General features: G+C 44.8%; 22 protein-coding genes. 9 read left to right on the top strand and 13 right to left on the bottom strand.

Features of this window, described 5'->3' with window-relative positions:
• Window positions 1–410, top strand: a 410-nt coding sequence (locus F6K38_RS18415; RefSeq protein WP_287249589.1) for a universal stress protein, incomplete at its 5' end; no start/stop codon positions are given.
• Between the two features lie 113 nt (window positions 411–523).
• A complete protein-coding gene (locus tag F6K38_RS18410) occupies window positions 524–1,336 on the top strand; it encodes a carbon-nitrogen hydrolase family protein (RefSeq protein ID WP_287357109.1) in 813 nt (270 codons plus the stop codon).
• A gap of 98 nt (window positions 1,337–1,434) precedes the next feature.
• Here F6K38_RS18410 and aroF read toward each other — a convergent pair whose 3' ends face one another.
• Window positions 1,435–2,499, bottom strand: coding sequence for a 3-deoxy-7-phosphoheptulonate synthase (gene aroF / locus F6K38_RS18405; protein WP_287265941.1), 1,065 nt, complete (start codon window positions 2,497–2,499; stop codon window positions 1,435–1,437).
• A 46-nt stretch (window positions 2,500–2,545) separates the two neighbouring features.
• Between aroF and F6K38_RS18400 the strand changes: the two genes are divergently transcribed.
• Window positions 2,546–2,674, top strand: a complete 129-nt coding sequence (locus F6K38_RS18400; RefSeq protein WP_287249585.1) for a hypothetical protein — start codon at window positions 2,546–2,548, stop codon at window positions 2,672–2,674.
• Between the two features lie 531 nt (window positions 2,675–3,205).
• Here F6K38_RS18400 and F6K38_RS18395 read toward each other — a convergent pair.
• The 5 genes from F6K38_RS18395 to F6K38_RS18375 form a co-directional block, all read right to left on the bottom strand.
• Window positions 3,206–3,715, bottom strand: a complete 510-nt coding sequence (locus F6K38_RS18395; RefSeq protein ID WP_008188495.1) for a PAM68 family protein — start codon at window positions 3,713–3,715, stop codon at window positions 3,206–3,208.
• A gap of 35 nt (window positions 3,716–3,750) precedes the next feature.
• Window positions 3,751–4,020, bottom strand: coding sequence for a 30S ribosomal protein S15 (gene rpsO, locus F6K38_RS18390; protein ID WP_008188496.1), 270 nt, complete (start codon window positions 4,018–4,020; stop codon window positions 3,751–3,753).
• Between the two features lie 60 nt (window positions 4,021–4,080).
• Complete coding sequence (gene ruvX, locus F6K38_RS18385; RefSeq protein ID WP_008188497.1) at window positions 4,081–4,536, bottom strand: Holliday junction resolvase RuvX; 456 nt, start codon at window positions 4,534–4,536, stop codon at window positions 4,081–4,083.
• 109 nt (window positions 4,537–4,645) lie between these two features.
• Complete coding sequence (locus F6K38_RS18380) at window positions 4,646–5,884, bottom strand: GNAT family N-acetyltransferase (protein ID WP_044494888.1); 1,239 nt, start codon at window positions 5,882–5,884, stop codon at window positions 4,646–4,648.
• Window positions 5,885–6,312: 428 nt separating this feature from the next.
• Window positions 6,313–6,615 carry a hypothetical protein gene (locus F6K38_RS18375; protein ID WP_008188499.1) on the bottom strand — a complete coding sequence of 101 codons (303 nt, stop codon included), beginning with the start codon at window positions 6,613–6,615 and terminating at the stop codon, window positions 6,313–6,315.
• Window positions 6,616–7,623: 1,008 nt separating this feature from the next.
• On the opposite strand from F6K38_RS18375, the gene F6K38_RS18370 reads away from it, so the two are divergent.
• Window positions 7,624–9,915: a DNA polymerase III subunit gamma/tau gene (locus tag F6K38_RS18370; protein ID WP_008188500.1), complete on the top strand. Its 2,292-nt coding sequence runs from the start codon at window positions 7,624–7,626 to the stop codon at window positions 9,913–9,915.
• 274 nt (window positions 9,916–10,189) lie between these two features.
• Here the strand turns inward: F6K38_RS18370 and F6K38_RS18365 are convergent, their stop codons facing one another.
• Both F6K38_RS18365 and F6K38_RS18360 read right to left on the bottom strand, forming a co-directional pair.
• On the bottom strand, window positions 10,190–12,274 hold the full coding sequence (locus F6K38_RS18365) for a tetratricopeptide repeat protein (protein WP_008188501.1): 2,085 nt from the start codon (window positions 12,272–12,274) through the stop codon (window positions 10,190–10,192).
• 535 nt (window positions 12,275–12,809) lie between these two features.
• Window positions 12,810–13,025 carry a hypothetical protein gene (locus F6K38_RS18360; protein ID WP_008188502.1) on the bottom strand — a complete coding sequence of 72 codons (216 nt, stop codon included), beginning with the start codon at window positions 13,023–13,025 and terminating at the stop codon, window positions 12,810–12,812.
• Between F6K38_RS18360 and F6K38_RS18355 the strand changes: the two genes are divergently transcribed.
• Entirely contained in the window at window positions 13,012–13,836 is an 825-nt protein-coding gene (locus F6K38_RS18355; RefSeq protein ID WP_008188503.1) for a fimbrial biogenesis chaperone, read from the top strand. The two genes, F6K38_RS18360 and F6K38_RS18355, sit on opposite strands and share 14 nt — an antisense overlap.
• 977 nt (window positions 13,837–14,813) lie before the next feature.
• Here the strand turns inward: F6K38_RS18355 and F6K38_RS18350 are convergent.
• Window positions 14,814–15,344: a hypothetical protein gene (locus tag F6K38_RS18350; RefSeq protein WP_008188505.1), complete on the bottom strand. Its 531-nt coding sequence runs from the start codon at window positions 15,342–15,344 to the stop codon at window positions 14,814–14,816.
• A 286-nt stretch (window positions 15,345–15,630) separates the two neighbouring features.
• On the opposite strand from F6K38_RS18350, the gene F6K38_RS18345 reads away from it, so the two are divergent.
• On the top strand, window positions 15,631–18,303 hold the full coding sequence (locus F6K38_RS18345; protein ID WP_008188506.1) for a carboxypeptidase-like regulatory domain-containing protein: 2,673 nt from the start codon (window positions 15,631–15,633) through the stop codon (window positions 18,301–18,303).
• Window positions 18,304–18,727: 424 nt separating this feature from the next.
• On the opposite strand, the gene rpsF is transcribed toward F6K38_RS18345, so the two are convergent.
• Complete coding sequence (rpsF, locus tag F6K38_RS18340; protein ID WP_193374718.1) at window positions 18,728–19,057, bottom strand: 30S ribosomal protein S6; 330 nt, start codon at window positions 19,055–19,057, stop codon at window positions 18,728–18,730.
• A 566-nt stretch (window positions 19,058–19,623) separates the two neighbouring features.
• On the opposite strand from rpsF, the gene F6K38_RS18335 reads away from it, so the two are divergent.
• Window positions 19,624–20,424, top strand: a complete 801-nt coding sequence (locus F6K38_RS18335) for a fumarylacetoacetate hydrolase family protein (RefSeq protein WP_008188508.1) — start codon at window positions 19,624–19,626, stop codon at window positions 20,422–20,424.
• Here the strand turns inward: F6K38_RS18335 and F6K38_RS18330 are convergent.
• Window positions 20,421–20,897 carry a Tic20 family protein gene (locus tag F6K38_RS18330; protein ID WP_008188509.1) on the bottom strand — a complete coding sequence of 159 codons (477 nt, stop codon included), beginning with the start codon at window positions 20,895–20,897 and terminating at the stop codon, window positions 20,421–20,423. The genes F6K38_RS18335 and F6K38_RS18330 overlap by 4 nt on opposite strands.
• 169 nt (window positions 20,898–21,066) lie before the next feature.
• Window positions 21,067–21,264, bottom strand: a complete 198-nt coding sequence (locus tag F6K38_RS18325) for a hypothetical protein (protein ID WP_008188510.1) — start codon at window positions 21,262–21,264, stop codon at window positions 21,067–21,069.
• A gap of 730 nt (window positions 21,265–21,994) precedes the next feature.
• Between F6K38_RS18325 and F6K38_RS18320 the strand changes: the two genes are divergently transcribed.
• The gene (locus F6K38_RS18320; RefSeq protein WP_008188511.1) at window positions 21,995–23,254 is read left to right on the top strand and encodes an RNA-guided endonuclease InsQ/TnpB family protein; all 1,260 of its coding nucleotides are present in this window, start codon (window positions 21,995–21,997) and stop codon (window positions 23,252–23,254) included.
• A 226-nt stretch (window positions 23,255–23,480) separates the two neighbouring features.
• Window positions 23,481–24,764 carry a serine hydroxymethyltransferase gene (glyA, locus tag F6K38_RS18315; RefSeq protein ID WP_008188512.1) on the top strand — a complete coding sequence of 428 codons (1,284 nt, stop codon included), beginning with the start codon at window positions 23,481–23,483 and terminating at the stop codon, window positions 24,762–24,764.
• 135 nt (window positions 24,765–24,899) lie between these two features.
• Here the strand turns inward: glyA and F6K38_RS18310 are convergent, their stop codons facing one another.
• Window positions 24,900–25,046 (bottom strand): hypothetical protein, encoded by a 147-nt coding sequence (locus F6K38_RS18310; RefSeq protein ID WP_154659922.1) that lies wholly within the window; start codon window positions 25,044–25,046, stop codon window positions 24,900–24,902.
• Window positions 25,047–25,129 lie beyond the last annotated feature (83 nt).

The raw sequence follows: 25,129 nt of genomic DNA, 5'->3' as shown, positions 1-25,129 counted from the left end.
TACTTGTCCCAATTGATTTTTCTGAAACCTCCTTTGAGGCTTTAGAAAAAACAATAGACTTTGTCAAGGATGCATCTCATATATACGTTATCCATGTCCTACCTCCTCTCAACCCTGGTGAACCGGGAGTTATGTGGCGTACGGTAGATAGCCAGACTCGTAAATCCCATGTGGAAAACGTGCTTTCTGAGAGATTCAAGGAACCTCTATACCAAGGAATTCATATCAACGTCACCATCGGAAATCCTGCCTCAAACATCATCGACTACGCCAGGGAACAAGCTATTGACCTGATTGTGATCCCATCTCATGGCTATACCGGTCTGAAACGATTTGTCTTGGGGTCAGTAGCTGAGCGAGTGGTTCGATTTGCCCACTGTCCAGTGCTGGTTCTGCGACGGGAAGTCTAACAGTGATTAATTTTTTTTAATTTGGTTTGGGGCATTCTGGGGAAAATATAGAAAATAGATTTAATATCAGATTTAATATCTGTCTATATTGAAAACTCTAGGGTTGAATCATAATGAAGTGCTATCTTGCAGCTGCCATTCAAATGACTAGCTCCCCTGACCTAGAAAAAAACCTAGTTCAGGCAGAAGAACTGATCGACCTAGCCGTGCGTCGTGGTGCTGAGCTGATTAGCTTACCGGAAAACTTTTCTTTTCTTGGTACAGAGGAAGACAAAATTACCCACGCTGATGCGATCGCAAAGCAAAGCGAACAATTCCTCAAAACTATGGCGCAACGGTTTCAGGTCACTATCCTTGGTGGTGGCTTTCCCGTACCAGTGGGTACTAGTAAAGTCTACAATACTGCCCTACTCATCGGTTCGAGTGGCAATGAACTAGCTCGCTACCATAAAGCTCATCTATTTGATGTTAACCTTCCTGATGGGAATACCTATAGAGAATCAGAGACAGTTAAGGCTGGAACTGAACTACCCAAGGTCTACTCGTCCCCAGAATTCGGCAATTTGGGACTCTCTGTGTGTTATGATGTCCGATTCTCGGAACTATACAGACACTTATCCCAGAATGGAGCCGATGTATTGTTTGTGCCTGCTGCCTTCACCGCCTACACTGGCAAAGACCATTGGCAAGTTCTGCTCCAAGCTAGAGCCATAGAAAACACCTGCTATGTCATTGCCCCAGCCCAAACTGGTCGTCACTATGCCATGCGCTACACCCATGGTCATGCTATGATAGTGGACCCTTGGGGGGTAATCTTGGCAGATGCTGGAGACACACCAGGAGTTGCGATCGCAGAAATTGACCCAGACCGCCTCCAACAAGTCCGCCAACAGATGCCTTGTCTAGAACACAGAGTGTTTGTTTGATTAGTTCTTAGTTATCTTATTAGCTATCAGTCTTAATTAACCTGAGTTCTGGATCAAGTTAGTAATCTCGAACTCAGGTCATCACTAAGAACTAACTACTAATGAGTAGCAACAGGCACAGCAGATTCAGACCAACGCCCTACGGCTTTGCCGATTACCGCCATTTCTTTCACCAACTCGTCAAACCGCTCCGGTGTCAAAGATTGTGGTCCATCAGACAGGGCTTTAGCGGGGTTGGGGTGAACTTCGATCATCAACGAGTCAGTTCCAGCTGCGATCGCTGCTTTTGCCATAGCTGGAACATAATCCGACTTCCCTGTGCCGTGACTGGGGTCAATCATAATCGGCAAGTGAGTGAGGGTGCGCAAGACTGGGACTACTGAAAGATCTAGGGTATTCCGGCTGTATTTACGGTCAAATGTCCGAATTCCCCGTTCACAAAGAATCACATTAGAATTGCCCGCTGCTAGGATATATTCAGCAGCCATCAACCACTCATCAATAGTTGCTGACATCCCCCGCTTCAGGAGTACTGGCTTATCTTGAGCCCCCACTTTTTTCAGTAGGGCAAAATTCTGCATGTTACGGGCACCCACTTGCAGAACATCTGCTACCATACCAATTTTATCCACATCAGCCGTGTCCATCACTTCAGTAATGATGCCCAACCCAGTTTCTTCCCGTGCCTTGGCTAGCAAATCCAAGGCACTTTCTCCATGACCCTGGAACGAATAGGGGGATGTCCGGGGTTTGTAGGCACCTCCCCGCAGGAACTTGGCTCCTGATGCCTTAACCCTGCGTGCTGTTTCCACGATCATCTCCTCGTTTTCCACCGAGCACGGACCGGCAACAATTACCAAGGGATGGTGTTCACCGAACACAACAGGTCCATTCGGCGTTGGCACTAATACCTCACTGGCTTCCCCATGACGATACTCACGGCTAGCCCGTTTAAACGGTTGCTCTACCCGCAGTACCTGTTCTATCCACGGACTAATTTCCTGAATTTGTAGGGGGTCTAAAGAAGCGGTGTCACCGACTAGACCCAACACCACTTTATGCTTACCAACAATTTTTTCTGGAGTCAGCCCCCATTGGCTAAATTCCTGGCTCAGGCGAGTCACCTCGACTTCTGGAGAGCCTACCTTCATTACTACTATCATAAAAAAATCCTCGTGAGTTTATAAACCCCGCGTCTAATGACCGGGGATGAGAAACGAGCCGAGTGACATACTCCCACACGCTTATCAGAGATTACAGTGTGGGCTTCTTGCCAACTCCACCCAACGGTATCGGGCTTTGCCCGACGCTACGCGAACGGATACTTGGCAAGCTTGATTGACGACACGGGATGCCCCTCCGCACCGGAACAATACAAAAAGTTCTATTGTATTTAGTAGGTGGCGGTTAGCTCTTAATTTTGATTACCCTACTAAACAAACATAATTCTAAGGCTGAAACCCAAGATTTCCCTTAGAGTGTCTAATACAACTAGATTCTCAACAGCTTAGGGATTTTAGCCCCACTCAGGGAATTTGGGTGGGAGATGGTCGAGTTACTCCCTTTTACTCCCTTTGCTGTTGACAGAGTGCTTTAATTATTCTACAGAACACTTTCTTGCTCTAGATATGCCTTTTTGGCTTATATTAATGTTTAACTAGTCGCGATATCTGTTTTAAGCAAAATTTTGAGGGAACTCCCTGTCTACAATCTTTGATTTAGGCGGAAGAACGCAAAAATATAACTAATTAATATAATAATATGTTAATTACCATAACAAATTACTTACCCAGGTTAGTTAGGAAGCACTTTTGGGCTTCCTACCTGGTAAACTTATCCCCAAACTGAGATCATAGGATTCCCAAAGGGTTAACTCTTTGTCTTAGCAGCACGCCATGCTGATGTCAATCTGCCTAGGTTAGTGGTGAACTCTTGCCAACCAAAAAAAGTTCCTGGTATATCTTCCTCCCACGAAGCAGAAAGAACACCATAGCTCAACCCCAACACACCTAGACCAAAGCATCCCATACTCACCAGAATCACTGCCACATGGGGTAACTCTACCCCAACCTGTGTGATCAATAAATAGCTAACCACAAATGTAACTATCCCTAAGAAACTGGGAATACCACACATTAGACCCATCCGACGCACCATCCTTTTACTGACCACATCGGGGATTGCCATTGAGTCATTTGAGGCTGCCGTTGGCTGATCTTGCTTCTTATTTTGCTTCTTATCTTGCTTGACAGTAGTTTGACTGGGTTTTTCCTTTGGAGTAGTTTGGGGATTTGTTGATGAATTTTGGGCTTTAGGGTTCTTTTTGCGCTTTTGACGTGGTTCAAAAGGCAATCGCTCCCGTGACGGTTCAGTAGACATACACTCTTTTACACTAGGGTCTATTCAACTAGGGTCTAACCCCGAATACCTAAGCGCTCAATCAATTTTTGATACCGTTGTTGATCGTCTTGACGAATATAGCTAAGTAAGCGCTTGCGGCGACCGATCATCTTTAATAATCCCCGTCTAGACGAGTAATCTTTTTTGTGGCTTTGTAGATGGAGACTCAATGTATTGATACGCTCAGTCAGGATAGCCACTTGCACCTCTGCCGAACCAGTGTCAGTTTCATGGACCTGGTAGCCATTAATAATTTCAGTTTTACGTTCTTGAGTTAGACTCATTGATAAAGTTTAATTAGTATAAGTCAACAGTTTTCTATTCTATCACCATCAAGAAGGGATTCAATTCCCAGAGGCTGGGGGATTGTTATGATTAGCTGAGCGCCGCCTATCTAACCACTGTTGTAGGATAATAGCAGCAGCGTGACGGTCAATCAGTCCTTTATTTTGGGTAAGCGATCGCTTACTCGCCTTGAGTCGCGATTCAGCCTCCCAAGAGGTAAGCCGTTCATCGATATACTCTACCGGCAGCTGGAGTGCTGCTGCTAATCGCGTCGCCAATTTTTGCACCTTTCGTGCCTGGAAACCCAGAGTCCCATCCATCGAATAAGGCAAACCTACCACCAGTAGCTGCACTTCTCTGGTTTCAACTAACTCTCGCAGTTGGTCAACATCCCTTTGAAATGAGGTACGATCAATAGTAGTTAAACCAGTAGCAATCAAACCCGTCCCATCACAACCAGCCACACCAATACGTTTGCTTCCCAAATCCAATCCCAGTGCTGAAATTCTTTCCATAACTTAAGCTCCTATCTTATAAATTTACAGTCACAGAGCTAATTTTGGAAATGGCACATTAGGTATGAAGCTTTCTTACATTAGCTATAACCCAACTTGGAATCTCTAACTACTTCTGTGGTGAAGATTTAACCGACACCGTCTCCTCTTGAGAGACTACACTCTTAGACTGGGAAACCCCAATAGAGACCTTTTTACCCTTAGCACGGTGTTTCTTCGATGGGGATTGTGACCAGGATATGCGGCTGGGGATTGGGGTTCGGGCTGGCTGTAGCCCCTGAAGCACATCCGATAACTCAAAAGTAACAGACTTGGTTTCTCGCAACTTATGCCAGACAGAACGGGACATCAGCAGAGTATGCTCAATCCGTTCTGCTCCCAGCTGAGCTAGATACTCTTCCTGCTCAGCTTGATAGTCAGCCGTTGCCAGATGTAGGGATTGGGAAGGCAGTTTTTGGGCAATCCGTGCTATTTGAGACAGTAACTCTGGATATAGGTAATTGTAGGCTGGATGAACTGTTAACTCAGCTGAGTTGGTACGGTTACCATCACGGCACAGTCGCAGCCGAAAATAGCCAACGGCGACTTTACGCTGTGGTTCAAATACATAGGCACTGATCACTTCAGTATGATTTAGCCACTGCCACAGTGAATCAATGATTTTCCGTGACATACTGGTTTGAAAATCCTGGATATGGCGGTCAAAAACCTTACGCACTATTGGTGGCATTGATGCCGTATCCAGCTGATAGAGCAACTGAGCATCTGCGTTACTGACAGGCAACAGGTTCGGCAAATCTGGTTCACGAACCGCCAATTTTTCCAGCAGTGTTGGCTCAATCGCCCAATAGGTCATCTGAGCTAGGGGTTGGAATCCGTTTTGCCGATAAAGAGCCAGTGAACTTTTATGATTGATATTGACTTCCAATAACCAAGTTCGCGCTTGCCAAATTTTTTCAAAGCAATGGCGCAACAGAGCCGAGCCAATGTCTCGAGTTGCCAGGGTGTTACTCACTAGAGAATTGTTGGCATCAACTAACACCTGCTCCACCCGCCAAGTACTACGGGTGTGATTAAATGGGGAAATTTTGATCAGTCCGCACAGCTTTTGGAGTTGCTCAGCCACATACATACAAAAGCTGTACTGATAGGGGTTGGGAAACCAACTCAAAAACTTCAGCAACCAATACCAGCGTCTAACGTGTTTAAGTGGCTGTTGGTCAACTGATGGGCAGATCTTACTCTGCCCATCAGTTGCCTGTTGCAGTAGCTTCTCAATTGCTGCCAAATCATGGTATTGAAATGGGCGGATCAAGTTCTTCGGGTTTTCCGAGACAGGTGAAGTCATTTTGGGTACGGATGCCATGAAGCTGCTCGCTCTGTTTGACCCATGTTCTTGCGCTGTAACCTACATTTGCAAGACTAGGGTTACTGCCAATATATTAGCTATTTTCCCATCATCCCAGTTGTGACAAGACATATGAGTAATATTAAGTTGTGTTCATGGGGTTTAATCAACCACTGGGAGTGTTGAGTGTTAATCGTTAAGGGTCGGTCAAGGGTGAACACTCAACATAGTCTCAACATAGGTAAGCTATCAGCTATCAGCGTGTCGCGTATCAGCTATCAGCCTGTGGCCACACTACTTGAGGAGTACACCGCAATTGAATCAAATAACCTGACCGCTGACTGCTGACCGCTGACTGCTGACTGCTTACCAACATAGTCTCAAGGTAGTATAGGCATGCCCTTATCTAGCGCTTAGTCTTGTAAGGCTTAGTCTTCATCCATTATATTCCCTTTGTCTACCCGTTCTAACTGCCACAGAATTTGATTACCTTCACGCCTGACCCTTGAGACAACCCAGTTGCGCCAAGACCAGTGGTTACCCCGACTAGTGACAGCGCTGGCGTTCACATCCATTAAATCGGCCAGTTCAGAACTACTAATCAGGTAGCCTTGGCTGGCAATTTCATCCGCGATGTGTAGAGTTTCTACCAGATTACGCAGTTGAGCAACTCTCACCTCGCGGGGTAATTCGTCAGTAGTACTAACAGAAGAAGAAATAGCTGATTCCATAATTAAAACAGAAGATATATATCGATGAGGTAGAAATGCTCGATTATATAGTTTACCGAAAGCTCTGAGGGCTCATCCCCTAACTTATCGTTATGGGGATGAGCCCGAAGGGAATTTATTCCCCGTCAGCTAATTTTGATCTCGAATGCTGATACTGGCTCTGGTAGTATATAATCAGATAGTAAGGCACGCCAGTATTGGAGATGACCCTTTGATATAAGTAGGTAACGTAAAAAATGTGTCTTGAGAATGCACATTGCGTAATTCAATCTAACGATATGATGGCCTATGAAAGTCATTGGGCAAGAAATTAGAGAAAGCCTGGCAAGTCTGAGGAAAAACCCTGAGTACGGTGGGGCACACCGGAACTTAGATCAATGATTCTGAACGCTTGGGGAGATTTGACCTCTACTGTGGTTGGTGTAAACCTGTCACGGCAAGTCAATTCGGTGAGCCAAGAATCCCCCTGCTTATAGCTGTGGGGAGTGTCAAGTAAGGTAACCCATCAGTAGTATAGGAGTCTGATATCCCTGTTACTATCTTTGGTGAAAGATTACCACCGAAGATAAAGGTTTAACAAACCCCTGTCTCCAGCAATCCCTAAAAAGACCCCCATATGTCTTGCCTAAAATTAAAACACTATTAGCTAAACCGCGAGAAGCCCCGCACTTTACCGGATAGGCTAAGTGTACTATGGTCAGCGCGGGGCAAGGGTCGGAACGTCGAAATGCCAAATGGAGGCGCGCTTGACCCGTAATTTAATTCGCCATGGGTCGCGCCTCAAAGTTTTAACCCTTTCAGCCAAGCCTCCTAGCCATAAAGGCTGCCCCAGCGAGGGATTGCTCGCTGGGGTAACTTCTGACCGTGTCGTTAATAAAGTAACCCGTGTAACCTAAGCAGTAGCTGGTGTTGGAAAGAAGCCCGCACTGTCCCGTGCTTGGCAGCGTCGGGAGTATGTCACTAAAACACTACTAGAGCAATCTGGTAAGCCCCCCACAGCACAAAGTCGTGAGCTACGAACCCCTACATCACAAATATCGTCCCCAGAGATTTGCAGATTTAGTGGGGCAAGATGCGATCGCAAAAACCCTAACCAATGCCATCGAGAGTGAGCGCATTGCCCCTGCCTATTTGTTTACTGGCCCTAGAGGTACCGGGAAAACCTCTTCAGCACGGATTTTAGCTAAGTCTCTCAACTGTCTCAAGACTGATTTGCCAACTCCATTTCCTTGTGGGGAATGTCACGTCTGCCGTGAGATCGCTGGTGGTTTATCCTTGGATGTGACTGAGATGGATGCAGCTAGTCATACAGGTGTAGATAATATCAGGGAAATCATTGAACGGGCTCAATTTGCCCCAGTCCAGTGCCGCTACAAAGTGTATGTGATCGATGAATGCCATATGCTTAGTACCGCAGCCTTCAACTCCCTTCTCAAAACCCTGGAAGAACCACCGGAGCGGGTAGTCTTCATCTTGGCTACCACAGACCCTCAACGGGTATTACCCACCATTATTTCCCGCTGCCAACGCTTTGATTTTCGCCGCATTCCCCTAGAGGCAATGGTGTCTCATCTGAAGGATATTGCAGTTAAGGAAAATATAACTATTACACCAGATGCCTTAACCTTAGTGGCACAAGGGGCTCAAGGCGGGCTCCGGGATGCAGAAAGTTTGCTAGATCAACTGAGTTTGTTAGATGAACAGGTCACGGTAGAGCAGGTTTGGGATTTAGTGGGGGCATTACCTGAACAAGACTTGCTGGCATTGCTAAACGCGATCGCATCTTCTGAAGCAGTAGCAGTACTAGAACAATGTGGCTATCTGATCGATAGAGGTCGAGAGCCCCTAGTTATCCTACAAAATCTGGCTAGCTTCTACCGAGATTTGTTGATTGCTAAAACTGCTCCTGCTCGTAATAATTTATCAGCCATCACCCTCCCCACCTGGCAGAAGCTGTGTGAGTTAGCTAAACAGCTGGATGTGGAGAGTATTTTACGTGGTCAACAGCATCTAAAAGACAGTGAAATTCAGATCAAAAACACTACCCAGCCCCGTCTCTGGTTAGAAGTAACCCTAATGGGTTTATTGCCAGCGGCTCTTGCCTCTCAATCCGTAGAAACCTCAAAGTTATTCCCTGAAAATCCATCAGTCAAACCCTCAGCACCTTCGGTTAAACCTAGGCACCAGCCTAAACTACCACCAGTTGGGAAACATCAGCCCAGAAAAGAGCCATACAATCAATCAACCTCTGCTCGAGATCAGACTACTCCTAAACCAGAGCATCCAAGTAAACCAGCTCAGAAGCCCAAGACTCAGAAAACTGAGGAGCCTAAGCCTTCAGAAAGGTTAGGGTTTCAACCACACCCAGACACCTCTACCAATGGCATACCCAAAACCCCTGATTTAGCTACAACCTCAATACCGAATCAGGAGGTTGACCATAGCGCTATTGTTGAGCAAGATAGCGAGGTTAGCAACCAGCCCTACGAAATCGAGCAGGTTTGGCAACAGGTCATTCGTAATATTGAACTGGATGGGTCTAGAGAAATACTGCGTAGCAACGGCTGTTTATTAGCTTTCAATGGCCGAGAGGCATCTATTGGCATCAAAAAGAAGGGTGTACAACAGCTTATAAAAGGAATGTTGCCCCAAATTCAAAAGGCATTTGCCAAAGTCCATCCAGGTCATGTGAAAGTTAATTTCCAACTCGTAGGAGCAAACCCGTCCCAGACCGCTCCTCAATCAAGAGTGACCCTAGCAGCAGTACCAACTCAGAAATTACCTCCACCAATCACTACCCCAGCACCACAGGAATCTTCAAACAGCAAGGGGGATTCAAAGGGGGATTCAACCAAGGCCAAACTAGTTGTGCCACCTAGCACCAGTGACTCTTCAAAGCCAGCAGTAAACCCCTCCTCCCAACCATCCCAGCCAGAAAACCTTGCCCCTCCTAGCAATTCTGAAGCATCTGAAGCAGTGGACACTGTATTATCCAAGGGAGGTTATGATTTCTCTGACTTAGACTGGGATGCTGATCAAATAGAGCAAGCTTTAGGGAAAATTAAAGATTGTTTTGGCGGAGAAATTATTGATTTAAATGATGAGCTGAGTAATAATGAAGTGATGCCCAAGGAGCCATTAGTAGAATCGTTTGTCAATGATACTCAGGCTATCTTTGACCAAGAGCAACCCCAATCATCAGTAGCCGAAAATCAACCTGATCCAAGACCGTTTCCTAGAAAGATTCACAACAAGCCTCAACAGTTACAATATGATCAAGATGGTGAACTATCTTTTTAGAATTATAAATTTGGGAATTGGGCTAGCAAAGGGAGCAGAGAGTAGGGAATATGGCATCAAAAATTATTTGTGATAATTTTTGATATCTAGAATTGGTAATTTAAATTTAAATTTAAATTACTAGGCTCCTATAGCGTTGGTATTTGAGATGGAAACCTGTATGGTCTTTTTTTATTGGACAATAAAACTGAGGTTCTCTTTCCCCTATTGCTAGCATGCCTATTGCCTTTTGCCTTTTGCCCCAATTCGTGTGTTTACAACCCAGAGACAAACCCTATAGGCGATGCAAAATTTCTGGTAATAGCTGACCTGGCACTTTAGAAAGGGCAAAGCTTTGTCCCGCAGGACCATTTTCCCGAGAGAATGCTCGAATGGTGTGGATTAGGTAATTCAGAGAAATTTGGTAGGTTTCCGGTTGCTCAACTGTACCCATACAAGCTTGGACATGTTGGTGTAGGGCAGCTTCTAAATGAGTTAACTTAGACCCTTTGCTTAAGGAAAATTGTGGGTGTGTCGCTAGCTGGAAATTAACTAGCCCCAAGTTGTTGTAGGTAGCTATAATATCAAAATTAACTGGTACAGGTGATCTGTTATGGTTAGAGACTTGGTCAGAAGGGTGTGGTTGATATCCTGCGATCGCAAGAGCATTTTCATAAGCCGTTATACATTGCTTAAAGTATTCTGCTTTTGCCCCATATTCCTCCTTTAACTGGTCGGCTAAGTGCCAGTAGGCGGTACCTAGGTTATTCTGGGTTGCAGCATAGCCAGCTGGGTCAACCTCCGGTTTCCGGTATTTGAGAGCATCTTGATAGGCATATATGGCTAGCTTCAACCAGACTGTTGGTTGTTCGTGCTGGGCAAGACTCCAGTAAGTCGTACCCAGGTTATTTTGAATCATTGCCCAATTCTGAGGATTGGCTGTGGTGTCATGATGAGAGATGGCTTCTTGGTAGGCTGCGATCGCTTTCTTTAAATTCGGCACTGGTGATTGATGTTGCGCTAGATTCCAGTAAGCCGTTCCTAAGTTATTCTGGGTTGAAGCATATTTAACCAAGTCATGGTCAGCACCGCCATAGCGCAAAGCTTCTTCATAGGCGCGAATAGAATTTTCCAGATTTTTAGCTAAATCTTGGTACTGGGCTAACTCTCCATAAGCTGTTCCCAAATTATTCTGTATCATGCTAAAAATTTCGGGAGATTGTTCCGCTAAAAAGTCAGTTAGTGCTACTTGATAGCATTTAATGGCTTGCTCTAAATAAGAGAGCATCAGGTTGTCATTGTTCGGACAACGAGATAGCATCCAGTAGAAATTTCCCACATCATTGAGGATAGCGGATTCTTCGATAGGTGTGAATTGTGACCATTGCAGCGCCTGCTCATAAGCCTGGATTGCGATCACTAAGTTTTCCTCAGAGGCATCTCCTTGTTCAATCAGGTAGCGATAATGATTGCCCAATTCAAGATAGGTTTGGCCTGTAGATGGTTTTTGAGTTCCAGGTTGCAAGTTATTTGGTTCAGAGTTATCTTGTGGTGTTTCAGTTTCAGTTGTCGGTCGCAGGTTATTTATTTGTAAGTTATCTTGTGGTGTTTCACTGTGATTTTCAAGTCGCACATTCTTTGATTGAAAGTTATCGTTTAAAGCTTCAACATTAAAACTTTTAACTGTCAACATATCCTCTTGCCCTAACAGTGTCTCCACATCTTCCTGACCAGGATCGATTACTGTTGTTGAGGGGGGTAATGTGTAAGAAGCCTGTGCTGTATCAGCCACCCTTTGGGATAGGGGTGTTGGTTCTCCTTCAAACTCAAAGAAACCAGTGTGCTGTTGCCAAAATTCTGGTACCGACTGCTGAATGGAATAAAACCAAGGTCGTGGCAACCAGAGCAAGAAAGTCAGTTCCCAGTAGCTGAGATTATTCCCAATTGACTGTAAATGCCTGAGAAACAATCGTTGCAGTGCTGCGGGTTGCCGTGTTAAGTTTTCTATACCCAGAATCTGAAATCCCGGTATACTTTCAGAAGTGTAAGATTCCTCATGGTCGGTTAACCATTGACTAATCTGAGCTAAGGGATTGGGTTCGCTCAGATTTAAATTCAGGCTGACCAAGTTTGGGTAACCTTGGTGGTTCATTGACCCGTTTGCTGCACATAAGCCTAACTCCCGGTATAATTGATCTGCTAGCTGGTTGCGCAGATTCAGGTCATCACACACTGCCAAAAAAAGCTGGCGGCGCAGACCAATACTCAAAGCGAGTTTCAAACGTTGATAGGTTTGCCGATTCCAACTGGAAATTTCTTGATTTGAGGCAATGTCCGTTACTATCATGCTGGCATAGGTGTCAGAGCAAAGGGATTCCATATCAACCTTTTCCTGGTTTTGTTGCCTAAGTCAGGATTGAACTTGAATATTCTGTGATCGTGGCTTAATTTATCACTACTTAGCACTCAGGACGATTTTAAGGTAAGTATTGTTTAAGTATCATTACAAAATAAATTACCTCTTCCTATTATCGGTAAGGCTTATAACATCAGGATTTTTATTTTGTAAAACAGGTAATTTTTTTTGTGTGACTACTTACAAATCACTTAGCATTGCTATATCCGTATTTATAACGATTGTTGAAAAATAATAGTATATAAAAATCAGTAATTTTAACCATAGCTATTACCATAAATTTAGTCAACAATAGATTAAAGTATAGCGCTACGCGCAAGGCAATAGGCAATAGGCATGCTAGCAATAGCTGAATATAATAGCTTTTGCTGCTTTTATAAATGTCCTAACCTTAATGGGTAGTGCTATATATCGCTGTTTACTAAATTATCGTAAGCATATGCGCTACAGATGGTGCTACTTGAGGTGCTATCAGCTATCAGCTGTCAGCCGTCAGCTGTCAGGCGTTGGCCTTTGGCACCTCAATTATCGTGGCATAGGCTTCGACGCTGGGACGTAGCGCATAAGCTAAATCCTTACTTTGTATAGTAAATAGGTACAAATATTTTTCCCGATTCCCGATTCCCGATTCCCGATTCCCGATTCCCGATTCCCGATTCCCGATGACCTGTTCCCTGTTCCCTGTTCCCTGTTCCCTAGAAATGATTAAACTCAATCAACATTTAATAACTTATTTAGGTAGCTGCGCCTTATCTGCACTGGTGCTATTTCCAGGATTAGCTAAAGCTCAGGTTCAAGTTTCTCCCTTAGTTATTGAAGAAGAAGCAGAACGAGGTCAAGCTAGAGGTATCATCAACGTCACCAATCGCAGTAATAAGGCATTTCGAGCCCGTGTCTATGCGACACCTTTCACCTACGATGAAAATGGGTTTGAAGCATTGGAATCTAGCTCTAATGATTTAACCCCTTATCTACAATTCTCCCCTCGTGAATTGGTGGTAGAACCAGGCGTAACTCGCCGCATCCGAATGATTTCCCGCTTTCCTCCTAGTATGGAAAAAGGGGAATATCGGGCAGTGATTTTCACAGAAAATCTGGAACATTCCCAGAATAACCGTGGTGGTGTCAGTATGGGCATCGTACCTCGCATTGGTGTGACTGTCTATGTACGTCATGGAGATATTTCTCCCAAATTGACCGTAGAGGAAGCGAGCTTTGATCACAAGAGTAAGCAGATTCTGTTACAGGTTAGCAACAGTGGCAATGCCACTGCACGACCCAAGGTGGAGTGGACTCTCAAGCAGGGAACCACTACGGTCACCACTGGCAAACAAAACGAATGGACAGTGATTGCTGGGGGGGAACGGAAGATTTCTATCGGATATCCTAGTGATGCCAAGGAATTGACAGCTGGACAATACCAATTGACTGGAACCTTGCTTTGGGGCGAAGAAGAGAATCGACAAAGTGTGCCTTTTAGTATTAATCTGACTATGCCCAGCAGCACCACTGCTCAGAGTAGGTAAATTCAGAGTACGCCAATCAGCAGACCTCTTGCAAAAGTCCAAAACTAGTCTCCACAATCCTGCCAATATCCAAAGTTATCTACTTCTCCAAGAAGCCGATTTGATTAAGTCGAATGGCACTAACTTAAGCAAAAGTAGAGAGGTAGCATGCTATCTCTCTACAAGACTGCAAAGACTGAATTAAAAAGGTAGTATTTAACACAGATATTATCTTTTTATTAATTAAAAATTATCCGGTTATCTGCTCCGAATTTACCTGTTTCCTGTTTCTTTTAAAAACTAATTATGATAAACTCCAGTTGTAAGCATTCAGCTGTCAGCTAATGGGCTACGCGCACGCTACGGGAACAGGTATCAGCTTATGCGCTACAGATGGTGCTAGTTGAGGTGCTAGCAGGCGCTTTAACTGCACGGGGTCGGATGAGTACAACGAGCAGGGATTTTCAACCAGCCATACCACCACCCCCCAGCTGGTTTACTACCTCCCTTTGATTACCTGACGGCACATCAAGTAGCGTGGCCTACGGCCAACGGCTGATAGCTGAATGCTTACATCTACTTGAGCTAGGGTAAACTGGTGGTGTAAAGGAAATTTTTAGAAATTATTTTAAAAAAATAAAAACTGTAACCATTCAGCAAAGATACCGAAATTTTAAACTAATTTAACTTGATTAATATGTAGAAAATTACGGGTAATATAGTAATATTTTTTATAGGATTATGGTGGTTTTTATTCCCATAGTAAATAATACAGACCCTAATTGTTTTTACTTAAATCTGTCTGGAAAGGCTGTTCTAGATATTGACAGAACAATTAGCTGATGTTAGATTATTATAAATCAACGGTTTGTTGGTAAAGTCTCCGTAGGAAAAATCGGGTGAAGCCGATTCCCACGGAGACAACTAAAAATATAGAGGTTAATTGCAGTTCAATTTTCCAGCGGAATACGTCGCTGGCTTCCAGCCAATAGTTGAGTTTAGTCAGCTGTAGCTGTCACCGTAAACTTATAGGCATAATCACCACCTTTAAGGGGTAAAAGTCCCTCGATCTCCATGTTAGCTTCAACATCGTATTGGTTAGGAGGTAACGATTGGGGTGGCAGTGCAGGTCCTTCCTTACTACGCCCAATCTCGCCAACTGGTCCACCCCCAAGATCAAAAAAAGTAACTCCATACTCGTAGTTATTGGCGGTGTCTAAAAGTTCTTCAGATAGACGATTCATCGGCATCAAATCCCCAAGAGAGACAATTGCGCCACTATTACACACCATCACACCTGTAGCAGGATCACCTTCTACGTCATTAGCAACTAATACTTCGGGAAAAGGGTTTGCTAAATTACCAGGTTGAACATTTAAAAAAGAACATGTTCCCTCTACTGTGCCGTGGAATTCAAACTCCTGCTCTGTCTCAGGAGCTTCCTGAGCAAAGGCACTGGTAGCACCAACAGCAACACCTAAAGCAGTCAAGGCGGAAATAAATAAGGATTTACCGAATTGGTTTCTCATGTCCTTTATCTGGTGGGAATAAACTGTTTGTTTGTAATTTGTTTGTAATTCTATTGTTTCCTAATTTCCTAACTGGATACATCCGGAAAGATACCGAATTTAAAATTCATTGAATTTGATTAAGGTGGATAAAATTACGGGGAATAAGGGAATAGTAGTGCTACTGCAATAAACCCGATGTATCAAACCCCTTAGTTACTGTTACTTGATCTGACCAAATTGGAAAGTATGTATGTAGTTTCCCTTAAAAAATTTAGTCAGCATTTAGTCAGCTCATAGGTGTTGGATGAAAATTATTTCACTAGCTTATCTAGCTGTAACAACTCTCTTGTCTTCTTTGATTACCATAACTTCCGTTGTTGCCCAAACACTAGCACCTGAAATCCCAAAACCGGAAGTCGCCGCCACTACCTCTAGCCCAAGGCGAAACGATAGTGATCAATTGATTATTCTTCCTGTAGGCGTCAATCTGGGAAAACAGAATGTGATTCCTAGTACCTTAGTGCGGGGATTTGAAGATGGTTCCCAGGCAATTAATTTTGAAAAGTGGCTGATTCCCTTAGATGATGTGATTAAGGGCTTGAAATTAGATGTCAAACCCTTAGAAGATGGTCAATTAGAAGTGCGATCGCCTGGTTTAGTCACCCGCATCAATCCAGAAGACTTACCAACTGACCCAGAATTAGGATTAGTCATTCCCGTCAAAACCATCCAAACTCTTCTAGGAGTCCCGACGGAGTTTGACATGATTGAATACGCCATTAGGTTTAATCCCCCCTGGTTGAATGTGCGGCGCAAAGGTCGGCGAACTCCAGAAATCCCAGTCGTACTTGAAGGATTATCTGAGATTGATGCCCCTGCCTTTAGCATATCCGCGATCAGACAACGGGTAAATATTAGTGGCAGAGGGGGTGGTAGCAGTTCTCTGTCTAATTCCACTAACTATACTGGAGAATTTACCACCATCGGCACCTTATTAGGAGGTAGCTGGTTTCTGAGGACTCGCCAACCGGATTTAACCGATACTGGGACGTTTCGGTTACAGGAAGCCCAGTATTTTCGCCAAACCGATGCAGCGGATTATGTCCTAGGTTCCCAGCCCACCTTTTGGCGAAGTCAAGGGACAGGTCAATATTGGGGTGCGACCACTATCCAGCGCTGGGGATTTATCCCACCACGGTCATCGGGGGGTGGATTTAGTCCTAGCCAACGGTTACAAGCCAATGACATTGGACGCAGCATTACTGGGGAAGCTGAACCGGGTACGTTAGTCCAGCTGACCCAAGGTTTTAATGATGTGGTAGTGGATGAAATCCTAGTGGACTCCTCTGGGGTTTACCGCTTTGAAAATGTCATAACTGGACGAGGCGGTAGCAATACTTATCGCGTCTTTCTATATCCCGATGGACAGCTTACTGCGGAACCGGAAATTCGAGAGGCAAAATTTTCTATTATACCGGGTCAATTGACCAAGGGAGCCTCTGCTTTAGTTGTTTCCACTGGCTTGAGTCGGGAATCGAGCCAGAATGGGAATTTCTTTGGTGAGTTTACAGACGTGCGGGGGGGAATTGCCTATCGCTTAGGAGTCACAGAAGACCTGACTTTGGGGATGGGGATGGTTTACGACGAGTCAGTATTGGGGTTAGGGGAACTATTCTATCAACCTGCTGGATTTCCCTTAAAGGTAAAAGTGTCGGCTCTTTTGGGTACAGAGGATGAGGGGATAGACTATGATGCCAGTATTAACTTCCAACCCTCCCCTAAGCTGAGCTTTAACTTCAACAGTGATAGTCTAGCGCAGCGGTTTCGGGTCAACTGGCAAGTCTTTCGTGGTTTAACCTTGAGAGCCAGTGGTAACACTCGGGAAGAAGCCTTAGCTGCTGGTATGAGCATTTCCCACACTAGCCAAAATTTCTCACTCTTTGCCAGTGCTGACATGGACACCAATAATAACTTGCGCTGGAGTTTGAGGTCTAACCTGGGAAGTCTGAGACTGTCCCATCGAGGCAATGAAATCACCACCAATTCCGAACTAATCTATTATTTGTCCGATAGCAGTGCCTCTAAAGGACATTCCCTGCTACTGGGTTACGAAACCCGGGATTCAAATAACCGTGATGATCACCTCGCTCGCTTAGCTTGGCGCTATCGTTCTCCACAACAGTCTAGTGATGGTCGATATCTATGGGACTTGGATTTCGGCTATGGCTTCGGTTCTCGGGGTAATGGATTGATTGCCTCAGCTTCCAGTGCCGTGATTCCCGGATTAGTATTGCGGTTACGTTATCAGGAAATATCTACTACCTCTGATGGCAGCACGTTCAGGATTGAGGTCTCTCCCAATATCAATGTCCAATCAGGGATTAGCGCTGCCGACACCCGCTTTGACCGCTTACGCAGCCGAGGGGGATTGTTAATTCAGCCTTTCTTTGACAACAATGGCAATGGTAAACGAGATAAAGGGGAAGAGATTTACCTCGAAGAGCCGGATTTACTGTTACTGCTGAATAATAAATCGATTACCTCTTTTCGACCAGACATTCGCAACAATGGGATTTTTGTCAAACTCGACCCTGACACCTATCGCCTTGACCTTGACCCCGCCGGATATCCCATCGACTGGAAACCCGAGGAATCGGCCTATGCGGTGGAGGTGGTGCCCGGTAGCTATACTCCAGTTACTGTGCCAATGGTACTATCCTACACCTTTGCAGGTGTAGTCACTGATGCTGGGGGAGAAGCGGTGGAGGGTGCGAAGGTAGAAGCAGTACCAGTTGATTCAGGAAAATCGATTTTTTCGATTACCAACGGTGCTGGGGTCTTTTATTTAGAAGGGTTGCAGCAGGGTAAGTATAATTTACTGATTAATGGTGAATCGGCTCAACCCAATCAAATCGAGATTAAGCCAGATTCCGAACCTTTCCAAGAACTGAATTTATCGATACTCCTTAGTCCTTAGTCTTTAATCCTTAGTGTTTTGTAGCCAGCAAAGAAGTAAGCATTCAGCCCTTAGCGGTCAGCCCTGGGCTTTTGGCCCACCCTGGGCGAACAGCTTTGTGGCACAGGCTTCGACCCTGGGACTTTCCTGATATTAAACGAATGCTTACCTGTTTTCTTGATCCCAAGCGCGAGTGGGGGAAACCCCCTTTGGCTGACTGCATCGCTTATTCAAAAGCTGTTCGGTGTAGCTTGCCCTATGCCCATAAGCACATCAAGTACCGTGCCCGCCCATAAGCTGATAGCACCTCAAGTAGCATGCGTGTAGCGCATATGCTGATACGCGACACGCTGATAGCTGAATGCTTACGTAATAGGTAATCCTCAACTACCCATTACCCATTACCTGTTACCGATTACCGATTACCCCCTGGAATACCGAGAGTTCAAGCTTCAACTTCTGCTGGTTCTGGTGTAGGGGCTGGGGATGATTCCTGTCTGATGGTGAGGTAGCGAATCACATCTTGACTTAGACGCATTGCTCGCTCAATCTTGGCCACATGGGTACCTGGTCCATTATAGTTCATTTGGATATAAATCCCTTCCCGGTACCTATCTATGGGATAGGCTAAACGACGCTTGCCACGATGCTGAATCTCGATTTGCTCTCCACCTAGTTCCTGCAACAGGTCTCGATATTTGCCGATAGCTTGATCTACTTGTTCCTCGCCCAAATCAGGACGCAGGATGTACATCATTTCGTAAGTGTTTTTCACTGGTATTAATCTCCTTATGGACAATTTGGCTTCTTTTTATCCGATACACAGCACTAACAATCAGCACTAACAATCAGCACTAACAATCAGCACTAACAATCAGCTTTCCTTGAACCACACCAAAGGTGAGAGTCAAGGTTGGGTAATTGACTTGCTTGCTACTGGATAGTTAAAGAAGCAAGGAATTGATCTACCGCTACTCAAGCGGACAGTTACCGGATCGGTAAGTGTGTGGGGTTGTTACACTTATCTGAATACTTTGATCTCAATACTTTGATCTCAATACTTTACAAGCATTACCCCTTCAGCATTTTAACCCCTTGTGCAACCAATTTCAATTAAATTTCAATTAAGTTGTGCTCAAAGAAAGTACATTCGTCAAAGGGGAATAACACTAGACACCACCAGACACTACTAGAAGATGCTATGTCTGAATGCAGCTTGTTATCTATTGTACTGTTAAGGACAATCTGTTATCGGTACTCAGTACTGACGTACTACCAACTCAATACTACCTTAGGTAAAGTAGAGAATTTTCGTAATATTATTAAGGAACATCTATTGTTATGACACAGCGTTACGTTCGAGTTAAATCTTCTAAAGGACAGACCTACTACGGCTTGTTACAGGTGACCCGCACTATTCAGGTGCTGGATGCACCACCTTGGTTACAGGGACAACCCATAGATTTAGAGTTGGAACCAGAAAGCTATCAATTGCTGGCTCCGTGTGCACCAACTAAAATCGTGGCTGTAGGCAAAAACTATACTGAACACGCAGCGGAATTGGGAACATCAGTTCCTGAGGAACCTTTACTGTTTCTTAAACCCCCTACCACTATAATTCCTGACTCTCAAGCCATCCAGTATCCGCCTCAGTCTCAGCGAGTAGACTATGAGGGAGAATTAGCACTGGTAATCGGTGACTATTGCTTAGACTGCACACCAGACGAAGCTCAATCCAAAATTTGGGGTTATACGATCGCTAATGACGTAACGGCTCGGGATTTACAAAAGCGGGATGCCCAATGGACCAGGGCTAAGGGATTTAATAGCTTTTGTCCCCTCGGACCCTGGATAGTCCGGGAATTGAGTGCTGGGGCAAAATTGCAGACATTTCTGAATGACAACCCTGAGCCAGTACAATCAGCTTTAATTAGTCAAATGGTATTTCCGCCAGATGTTCTGGTATCTTACATTTCCCAGGTGATGACCCTAGTACCAGGAGATGTGATCCTTACGGGGACACCCCAAGGAGTAGGACCAATGGAAGTTGGCGATCGCGTCCGGGTGGAAATTGAGGGAATTGGCCAGTTGGAAAATACGGTGAGCTTACGCCCTTCACAGGCCAAGACTAAGGAATACTAGGGGACTTGGCTGTAAACGGCTTGACTAAGGCTTGGTATTTCTGCGTAACGACCCATCAATGATTGAATCATGGAGTAGCCGCAGGCGGCAAGGATTCCTAAAAATACTACATTATACAAGGTTTCTGTTAGCAAGTTAACCCCTAGTGCTTGGCGTAAAATTGGCAACAATAGAAAACCCAAAACTAAAAGAATGTCTAAAAGAATCGCCTGCATGGTGTTAAAGCGAACAAAATGGCTGATTCGTGGGTTTCTGACTACGGCTAAGAACAAAACAAAGAAAATAATTAACCCCGCCAACGGCAAACGGTAGTAAATTGAAATTAATGGTTGTAGTGGCAGGTAAATAATGCCCAGAATGGGAAACTGTCTTAGCAGAAATTGACCAAAGGGCAAAACCACAATTAGAGGCAGTATATATGCAAGGGCTGCAAAAATCCGGTCTTTAACATCTGTTGATCCGCGCCAAGTCATCGTGATTTCTCCTTGAAGATGTTCAGATCAGGGTTACACTAACTATTATTCAGCATAGCGCAGCACAACACTCTACCCCATCGCAACCTGAAATGCGATTGACCTTTGGTCACGCTTCGCGATCGCTTAGTACAAAAGTTCTTACTACAAAAGTTCTTACTACAAAAGTTTACTCCATATTTACCAGACGGAAGCCCATTTCACACTCATACTGTTGAGCTTGCTTCTCACTTAGCTTCTTGAGGAGATGAGCACACACCAATTTGCCTTGATGCCAGCGAGGTTGACCACTTGGGTCAGCCAGTAAACAACATTGGCAGACAAGGTCGGGGGAAATTACTTGGTTGTCCGTTAGAATTACTAACATAGCACTAATCCTGTTACGCTATCAGGGCTGATGCCGAAGCAAGATACTCTAAGGTCTTCTCAACAGGCTGGAGGATAGGGAAAAATGTTTATTTGCTCACGACACCTTATGCCCATACTAATCGAGAAACTCTTGACCAATCACCTTAGTGCTTAAGTCTTGTTTATAAGTGCTGTTGATTAGAACTATTGCTTAACCCTATTCTTATCTTATTAGATCCCCTGGATGATAAGTGTTGTATAATAAATAATTTAACATAATAAAAACTTTAAGTTTTGCTAAAAATTGGCCTAATCTGAGTCTGAATCGTTCCAGAATCAAGCTTTAAGCTCATCCTTACCGATGAATTGTTTGACAGGACTTATGAAAAACTGGTGAAAAACTGGGCATCAAACGCCCATATGTAGTAGGAATAAGTAGTAGGGATAAGTAGTAGGGATAAGTAATAGGGTGCGTTAATAACCAACCCTGTAGGTATATTTACTGGGTAAGTCCTGTTTAAGGGTCGTGTCCAACTAAACGGGCAAGGGGTCTCCCGTTATAATCGCGTGATTTAACGGGTTAGAAGTTACCGTAAGACAGTTGAGCCTTATTTCATATAACTTAAACTTATGACTCACAGACTGTCGCTTATAAAGGCTAAACTGTCTAAGGCGCGCGTCTCCGGGGAATTGCCCGACTGGGTATATTGGTTCTTGAGATATTGTTTGAGTTGTTTAACTAAGGGCTGATGATACTGACCTACTGCTACAGAATTAAGCCGAACACCGAACAAGTAGCCATCATGGAAAGATGGCTAGAACTATTGCGCCGTCACTGGAACTATGCTCTAGGGCAAAGACTTGATTGGCTCAATAGGAGTCGTTGCTCTATTGATAGATGTAGTATCGTTAGTGAACCAATTGGTGAAATACCAGAACCACTCAATTATTACACTCAGCAATCAGCCCTCAAGGAAACCAAACGGTTGTTCCCTGAGTACAAAAAAATTTACGCAGAAACTCAACAAGTTAATCTACAACGACTTAATAAAGCGTGGGAAAGATGGAGGAAACCTGTCAAGGGTGGCAAGCGGGGTGGAAGACCTCGTTTCAAGAAGCCTGGAGAACTTAGATCTTTTGTCTTTCCTAGGGTGAATAGTTCTAAAGCGGGGGCGCACTTAATTGATGGAGTTTTAAAACTAAGCAAGATCGGTTCTATTCCTGTGGTAATGCATCGACCATTGCCGGATGGATTCACTCTCAAGCAGTGTACTATTGTCAAAAAAGCTGATGGTTGGTATTGCTGCATTTCAATGAAGGATCATACCGTCCCTGAAATATTACCTATAGATTCAGTTAAGTCTGCTGTCGGAATTGATGTTGGCTTAGAAAAGTTTTTAACTACATCTGACGGTGAAGCAGTACCGATCCCACAGTTCTACAGGAAGGCTCAAGACAGACTGGCATTAGCTCAAAAAGCGATGTCCCGTCGTGTCAAGGGTTCTAACAACTGGAAAAAAGCTAAAAAGCAAGTTAGCTTGTTGCATCTTCACTTAGCTCGTTGCAGAAAAGAGTTTCATTATCAGGTTGCTCATTGGTTGTGTAATAAATATGACTTAATTGCTCACGAAAATTTAAATATCAAAGGACTTGCTCGAATAAGACACGCAAAATCAATACATGATGCTGCGTGGGGGTCATTTCTAGAAATCTTACAAGCAGTGGCGGTCAAACGCGGTTTGTTAGTCCAGGAAGTTAATCCACGGGGTACAAGTATCGAGTGTTTCAATTGTGGAGCTTCAGTTGAGAAAAATCTCGCTGACAGAGTCCATCATTGTCCTGATTGTGGAGTAAAAATTGACCGCGATTGGAATAGTGGCATCAACATTTTGAATCGTGCATTAATGGCGGTTGGACTGCCGCTCAATGGCTGTGGTAAATCGATACAGGATATCGAGGAGCAGCAAGTCTCATTTGCGAATTTGAGAAGCCCACATCATAATCTCTGATTTGATGTGGGAGTGGTCACAAAATCTTCAGGGCGACTAAAGCTGCTATGTCGGTACCGGTAGTCGCTGATGGGATAAACCCGTGCATCAAAGCGCTACCTCAGTTTTTGATTCCCGCTCCTGCCTAGACGGGGCTTTATTGCCTCAGAGGATTTTTTGTAAGCACTTACACCTTTAAGGTTGTTGTGTCAATACCCAAACGTGATCGATCCTAGAAGTAAAGAAAGTGACTCAAACTAACTTAGATTTTCTCGCCGAAACCGATCCCACGATAGCCACGTATCTGGGACAGGAACTCCAACGCCAACGGGAGCATCTGGAACTTATTGCTAGTGAGAACTTCACCTCCCCAGCGGTGATGGCAGCACAAGGCTCAGTGCTAACTAACAAATATGCTGAGGGATTGCCCGGAAAGCGCTACTATGGCGGCTGTGAGTTCATTGACAAAGTCGAACAAGTAGCGATTGACCGTGCTAAAGAACTATTTGGTGCTGCTCATGCCAATGTGCAGCCCCATTCTGGCGCTCAAGCGAACTTTGCAGTATTTCTAGCCTTACTAAAACCTGGTGACAAGATTATGGGGATGGATTTGTCCCATGGCGGACACCTTACCCATGGGTCACCGGTCAATGTGTCGGGCAAATGGTTTGAGGTGTGTCACTACGGTGTCAGCCAGGAGACTGAACAATTGGACTATGGTCAGATTCGGGAACTTGCTCTGAAAGAGCGTCCCAAACTGATTATTTGCGGCTATTCCGCCTATCCCCGAATCATTGACTTTGAGAAATTCCGGGCCATTGCTGATGAAGTGGGTGCCTACCTGATGGCGGATATGGCTCACATTGCTGGTTTAGTTGCTACTGGTCATCACCCTAACCCCCTTCCTCACTGCCATGTGGTCACTACTACCACTCACAAGACCCTGCGTGGTCCAAGGGGTGGCTTGATTCTGACCAATCAATCGGATTTGGGTAAAAAGTTCGATAAGGCAGTGTTTCCCGGAACTCAGGGGGGTCCGTTGGAACATGTGATTGCTGGTAAAGCTGTTGCCTTTGGGGAAGCCTTGACCCCAGCATTCAAAACCTATTCTGCCCAGGTGATTGAAAATGCTAAGGCTTTGGCAACGGCACTGCAAAACCGGGAGTTAAAGATTGTTTCTGGTGGTACAGATAACCATGTATTACTGGTAGATTTGCGCTCTATTGGTATGACAGGTAAGCGAGCTGACCAACTGGTGAGCGGTGTCAAGATTACGGCTAACAAAAACACTGTTCCCTTTGACCCAGAGTCGCCCTTTGTCACCAGTGGCTTGCGCCTAGGTTCCCCCGCCATGACTACCCGAGGCATGGGAGTGGCAGAATTTACTGAGATTGGTAATATTATTGCCGATCGCTTACTGAATCGAGAGGATGAGCAAGTGGCAACTCAATGTCGCCAGCGTGTGGCACAGTTATGCGATCGCTTTCCTCTGTATCCCCATTTGACCATTCCTTTACCAAGTTTGGTCTAAGGGTTGAGGGTTGACGGTTGAGGGTTAAGCGTCAGCATAAAACCAACAGTAGGGTGGGCTAATAACGCACCCTACTGTAGTCTTCGCTTTGGTTTATCAGGGAGTCGGGAGCGGTGCGCTTGACCCGTAATTAAATTACGGGTCAAGCGCACCGAGGGAGTCGGGAGTCGGTAACTTCGGATTAAAAGAACTGTCCGCCGTAACCCACCAATAGTCAGCGATTTCAGTTGTCTTAAGATTTAGCTGTCCGGCAAAAGAAGCCCCACACCTAATGCGTAGCATAGGTGTGGGATGAATTTTGCACAGGGTATTATAAAATTGCTATAATATATGTACTGATAAACAAAGCCGTTCGCGTAGCGTGG

Origin of the sequence: Moorena sp. SIO3B2, from assembly GCF_010692525.1 — a bacterium.
Lineage (GTDB): Bacteria > Cyanobacteriota > Cyanobacteriia > Cyanobacteriales > Coleofasciculaceae > Moorena > Moorena producens.
This window is presented reverse-complemented; position numbering and strand designations above follow the sequence as displayed.

What these genes read in the sequence shown, in the direction of transcription:
- F6K38_RS18410 (WP_287357109.1), top strand. Translation starts at nt 524, where the DNA reads ATGAAGTGCTATCTTGCAGCTGCCATTCAAATGACTAGCTCCCCTGAC.
- F6K38_RS18320 (WP_008188511.1), top strand. Translation starts at nt 21,995, where the DNA reads ATGATACTGACCTACTGCTACAGAATTAAGCCGAACACCGAACAAGTA.
- F6K38_RS18310 (WP_154659922.1), bottom strand. Translation starts at nt 25,046, where the DNA reads ATGCTACGCATTAGGTGTGGGGCTTCTTTTGCCGGACAGCTAAATCTT.
- F6K38_RS18365 (WP_008188501.1), bottom strand. Translation starts at nt 12,274, where the DNA reads ATGGAATCCCTTTGCTCTGACACCTATGCCAGCATGATAGTAACGGAC.
- F6K38_RS18355 (WP_008188503.1), top strand. Translation starts at nt 13,012, where the DNA reads ATGATTAAACTCAATCAACATTTAATAACTTATTTAGGTAGCTGCGCC.
- F6K38_RS18395 (WP_008188495.1), bottom strand. Translation starts at nt 3,715, where the DNA reads ATGTCTACTGAACCGTCACGGGAGCGATTGCCTTTTGAACCACGTCAA.
- F6K38_RS18350 (WP_008188505.1), bottom strand. Translation starts at nt 15,344, where the DNA reads ATGAGAAACCAATTCGGTAAATCCTTATTTATTTCCGCCTTGACTGCT.
- F6K38_RS18325 (WP_008188510.1), bottom strand. Translation starts at nt 21,264, where the DNA reads ATGTTAGTAATTCTAACGGACAACCAAGTAATTTCCCCCGACCTTGTC.
- F6K38_RS18330 (WP_008188509.1), bottom strand. Translation starts at nt 20,897, where the DNA reads ATGACTTGGCGCGGATCAACAGATGTTAAAGACCGGATTTTTGCAGCC.
- F6K38_RS18335 (WP_008188508.1), top strand. Translation starts at nt 19,624, where the DNA reads ATGACACAGCGTTACGTTCGAGTTAAATCTTCTAAAGGACAGACCTAC.
- F6K38_RS18375 (WP_008188499.1), bottom strand. Translation starts at nt 6,615, where the DNA reads ATGGAATCAGCTATTTCTTCTTCTGTTAGTACTACTGACGAATTACCC.
- rpsO (WP_008188496.1), bottom strand. Translation starts at nt 4,020, where the DNA reads ATGAGTCTAACTCAAGAACGTAAAACTGAAATTATTAATGGCTACCAG.
- F6K38_RS18400 (WP_287249585.1), top strand. Translation starts at nt 2,546, where the DNA reads ATGAGAAACGAGCCGAGTGACATACTCCCACACGCTTATCAGAGATTA.
- F6K38_RS18345 (WP_008188506.1), top strand. Translation starts at nt 15,631, where the DNA reads ATGAAAATTATTTCACTAGCTTATCTAGCTGTAACAACTCTCTTGTCT.
- ruvX (WP_008188497.1), bottom strand. Translation starts at nt 4,536, where the DNA reads ATGGAAAGAATTTCAGCACTGGGATTGGATTTGGGAAGCAAACGTATT.
- aroF (WP_287265941.1), bottom strand. Translation starts at nt 2,499, where the DNA reads ATGATAGTAGTAATGAAGGTAGGCTCTCCAGAAGTCGAGGTGACTCGC.
- F6K38_RS18380 (WP_044494888.1), bottom strand. Translation starts at nt 5,884, where the DNA reads ATGACTTCACCTGTCTCGGAAAACCCGAAGAACTTGATCCGCCCATTT.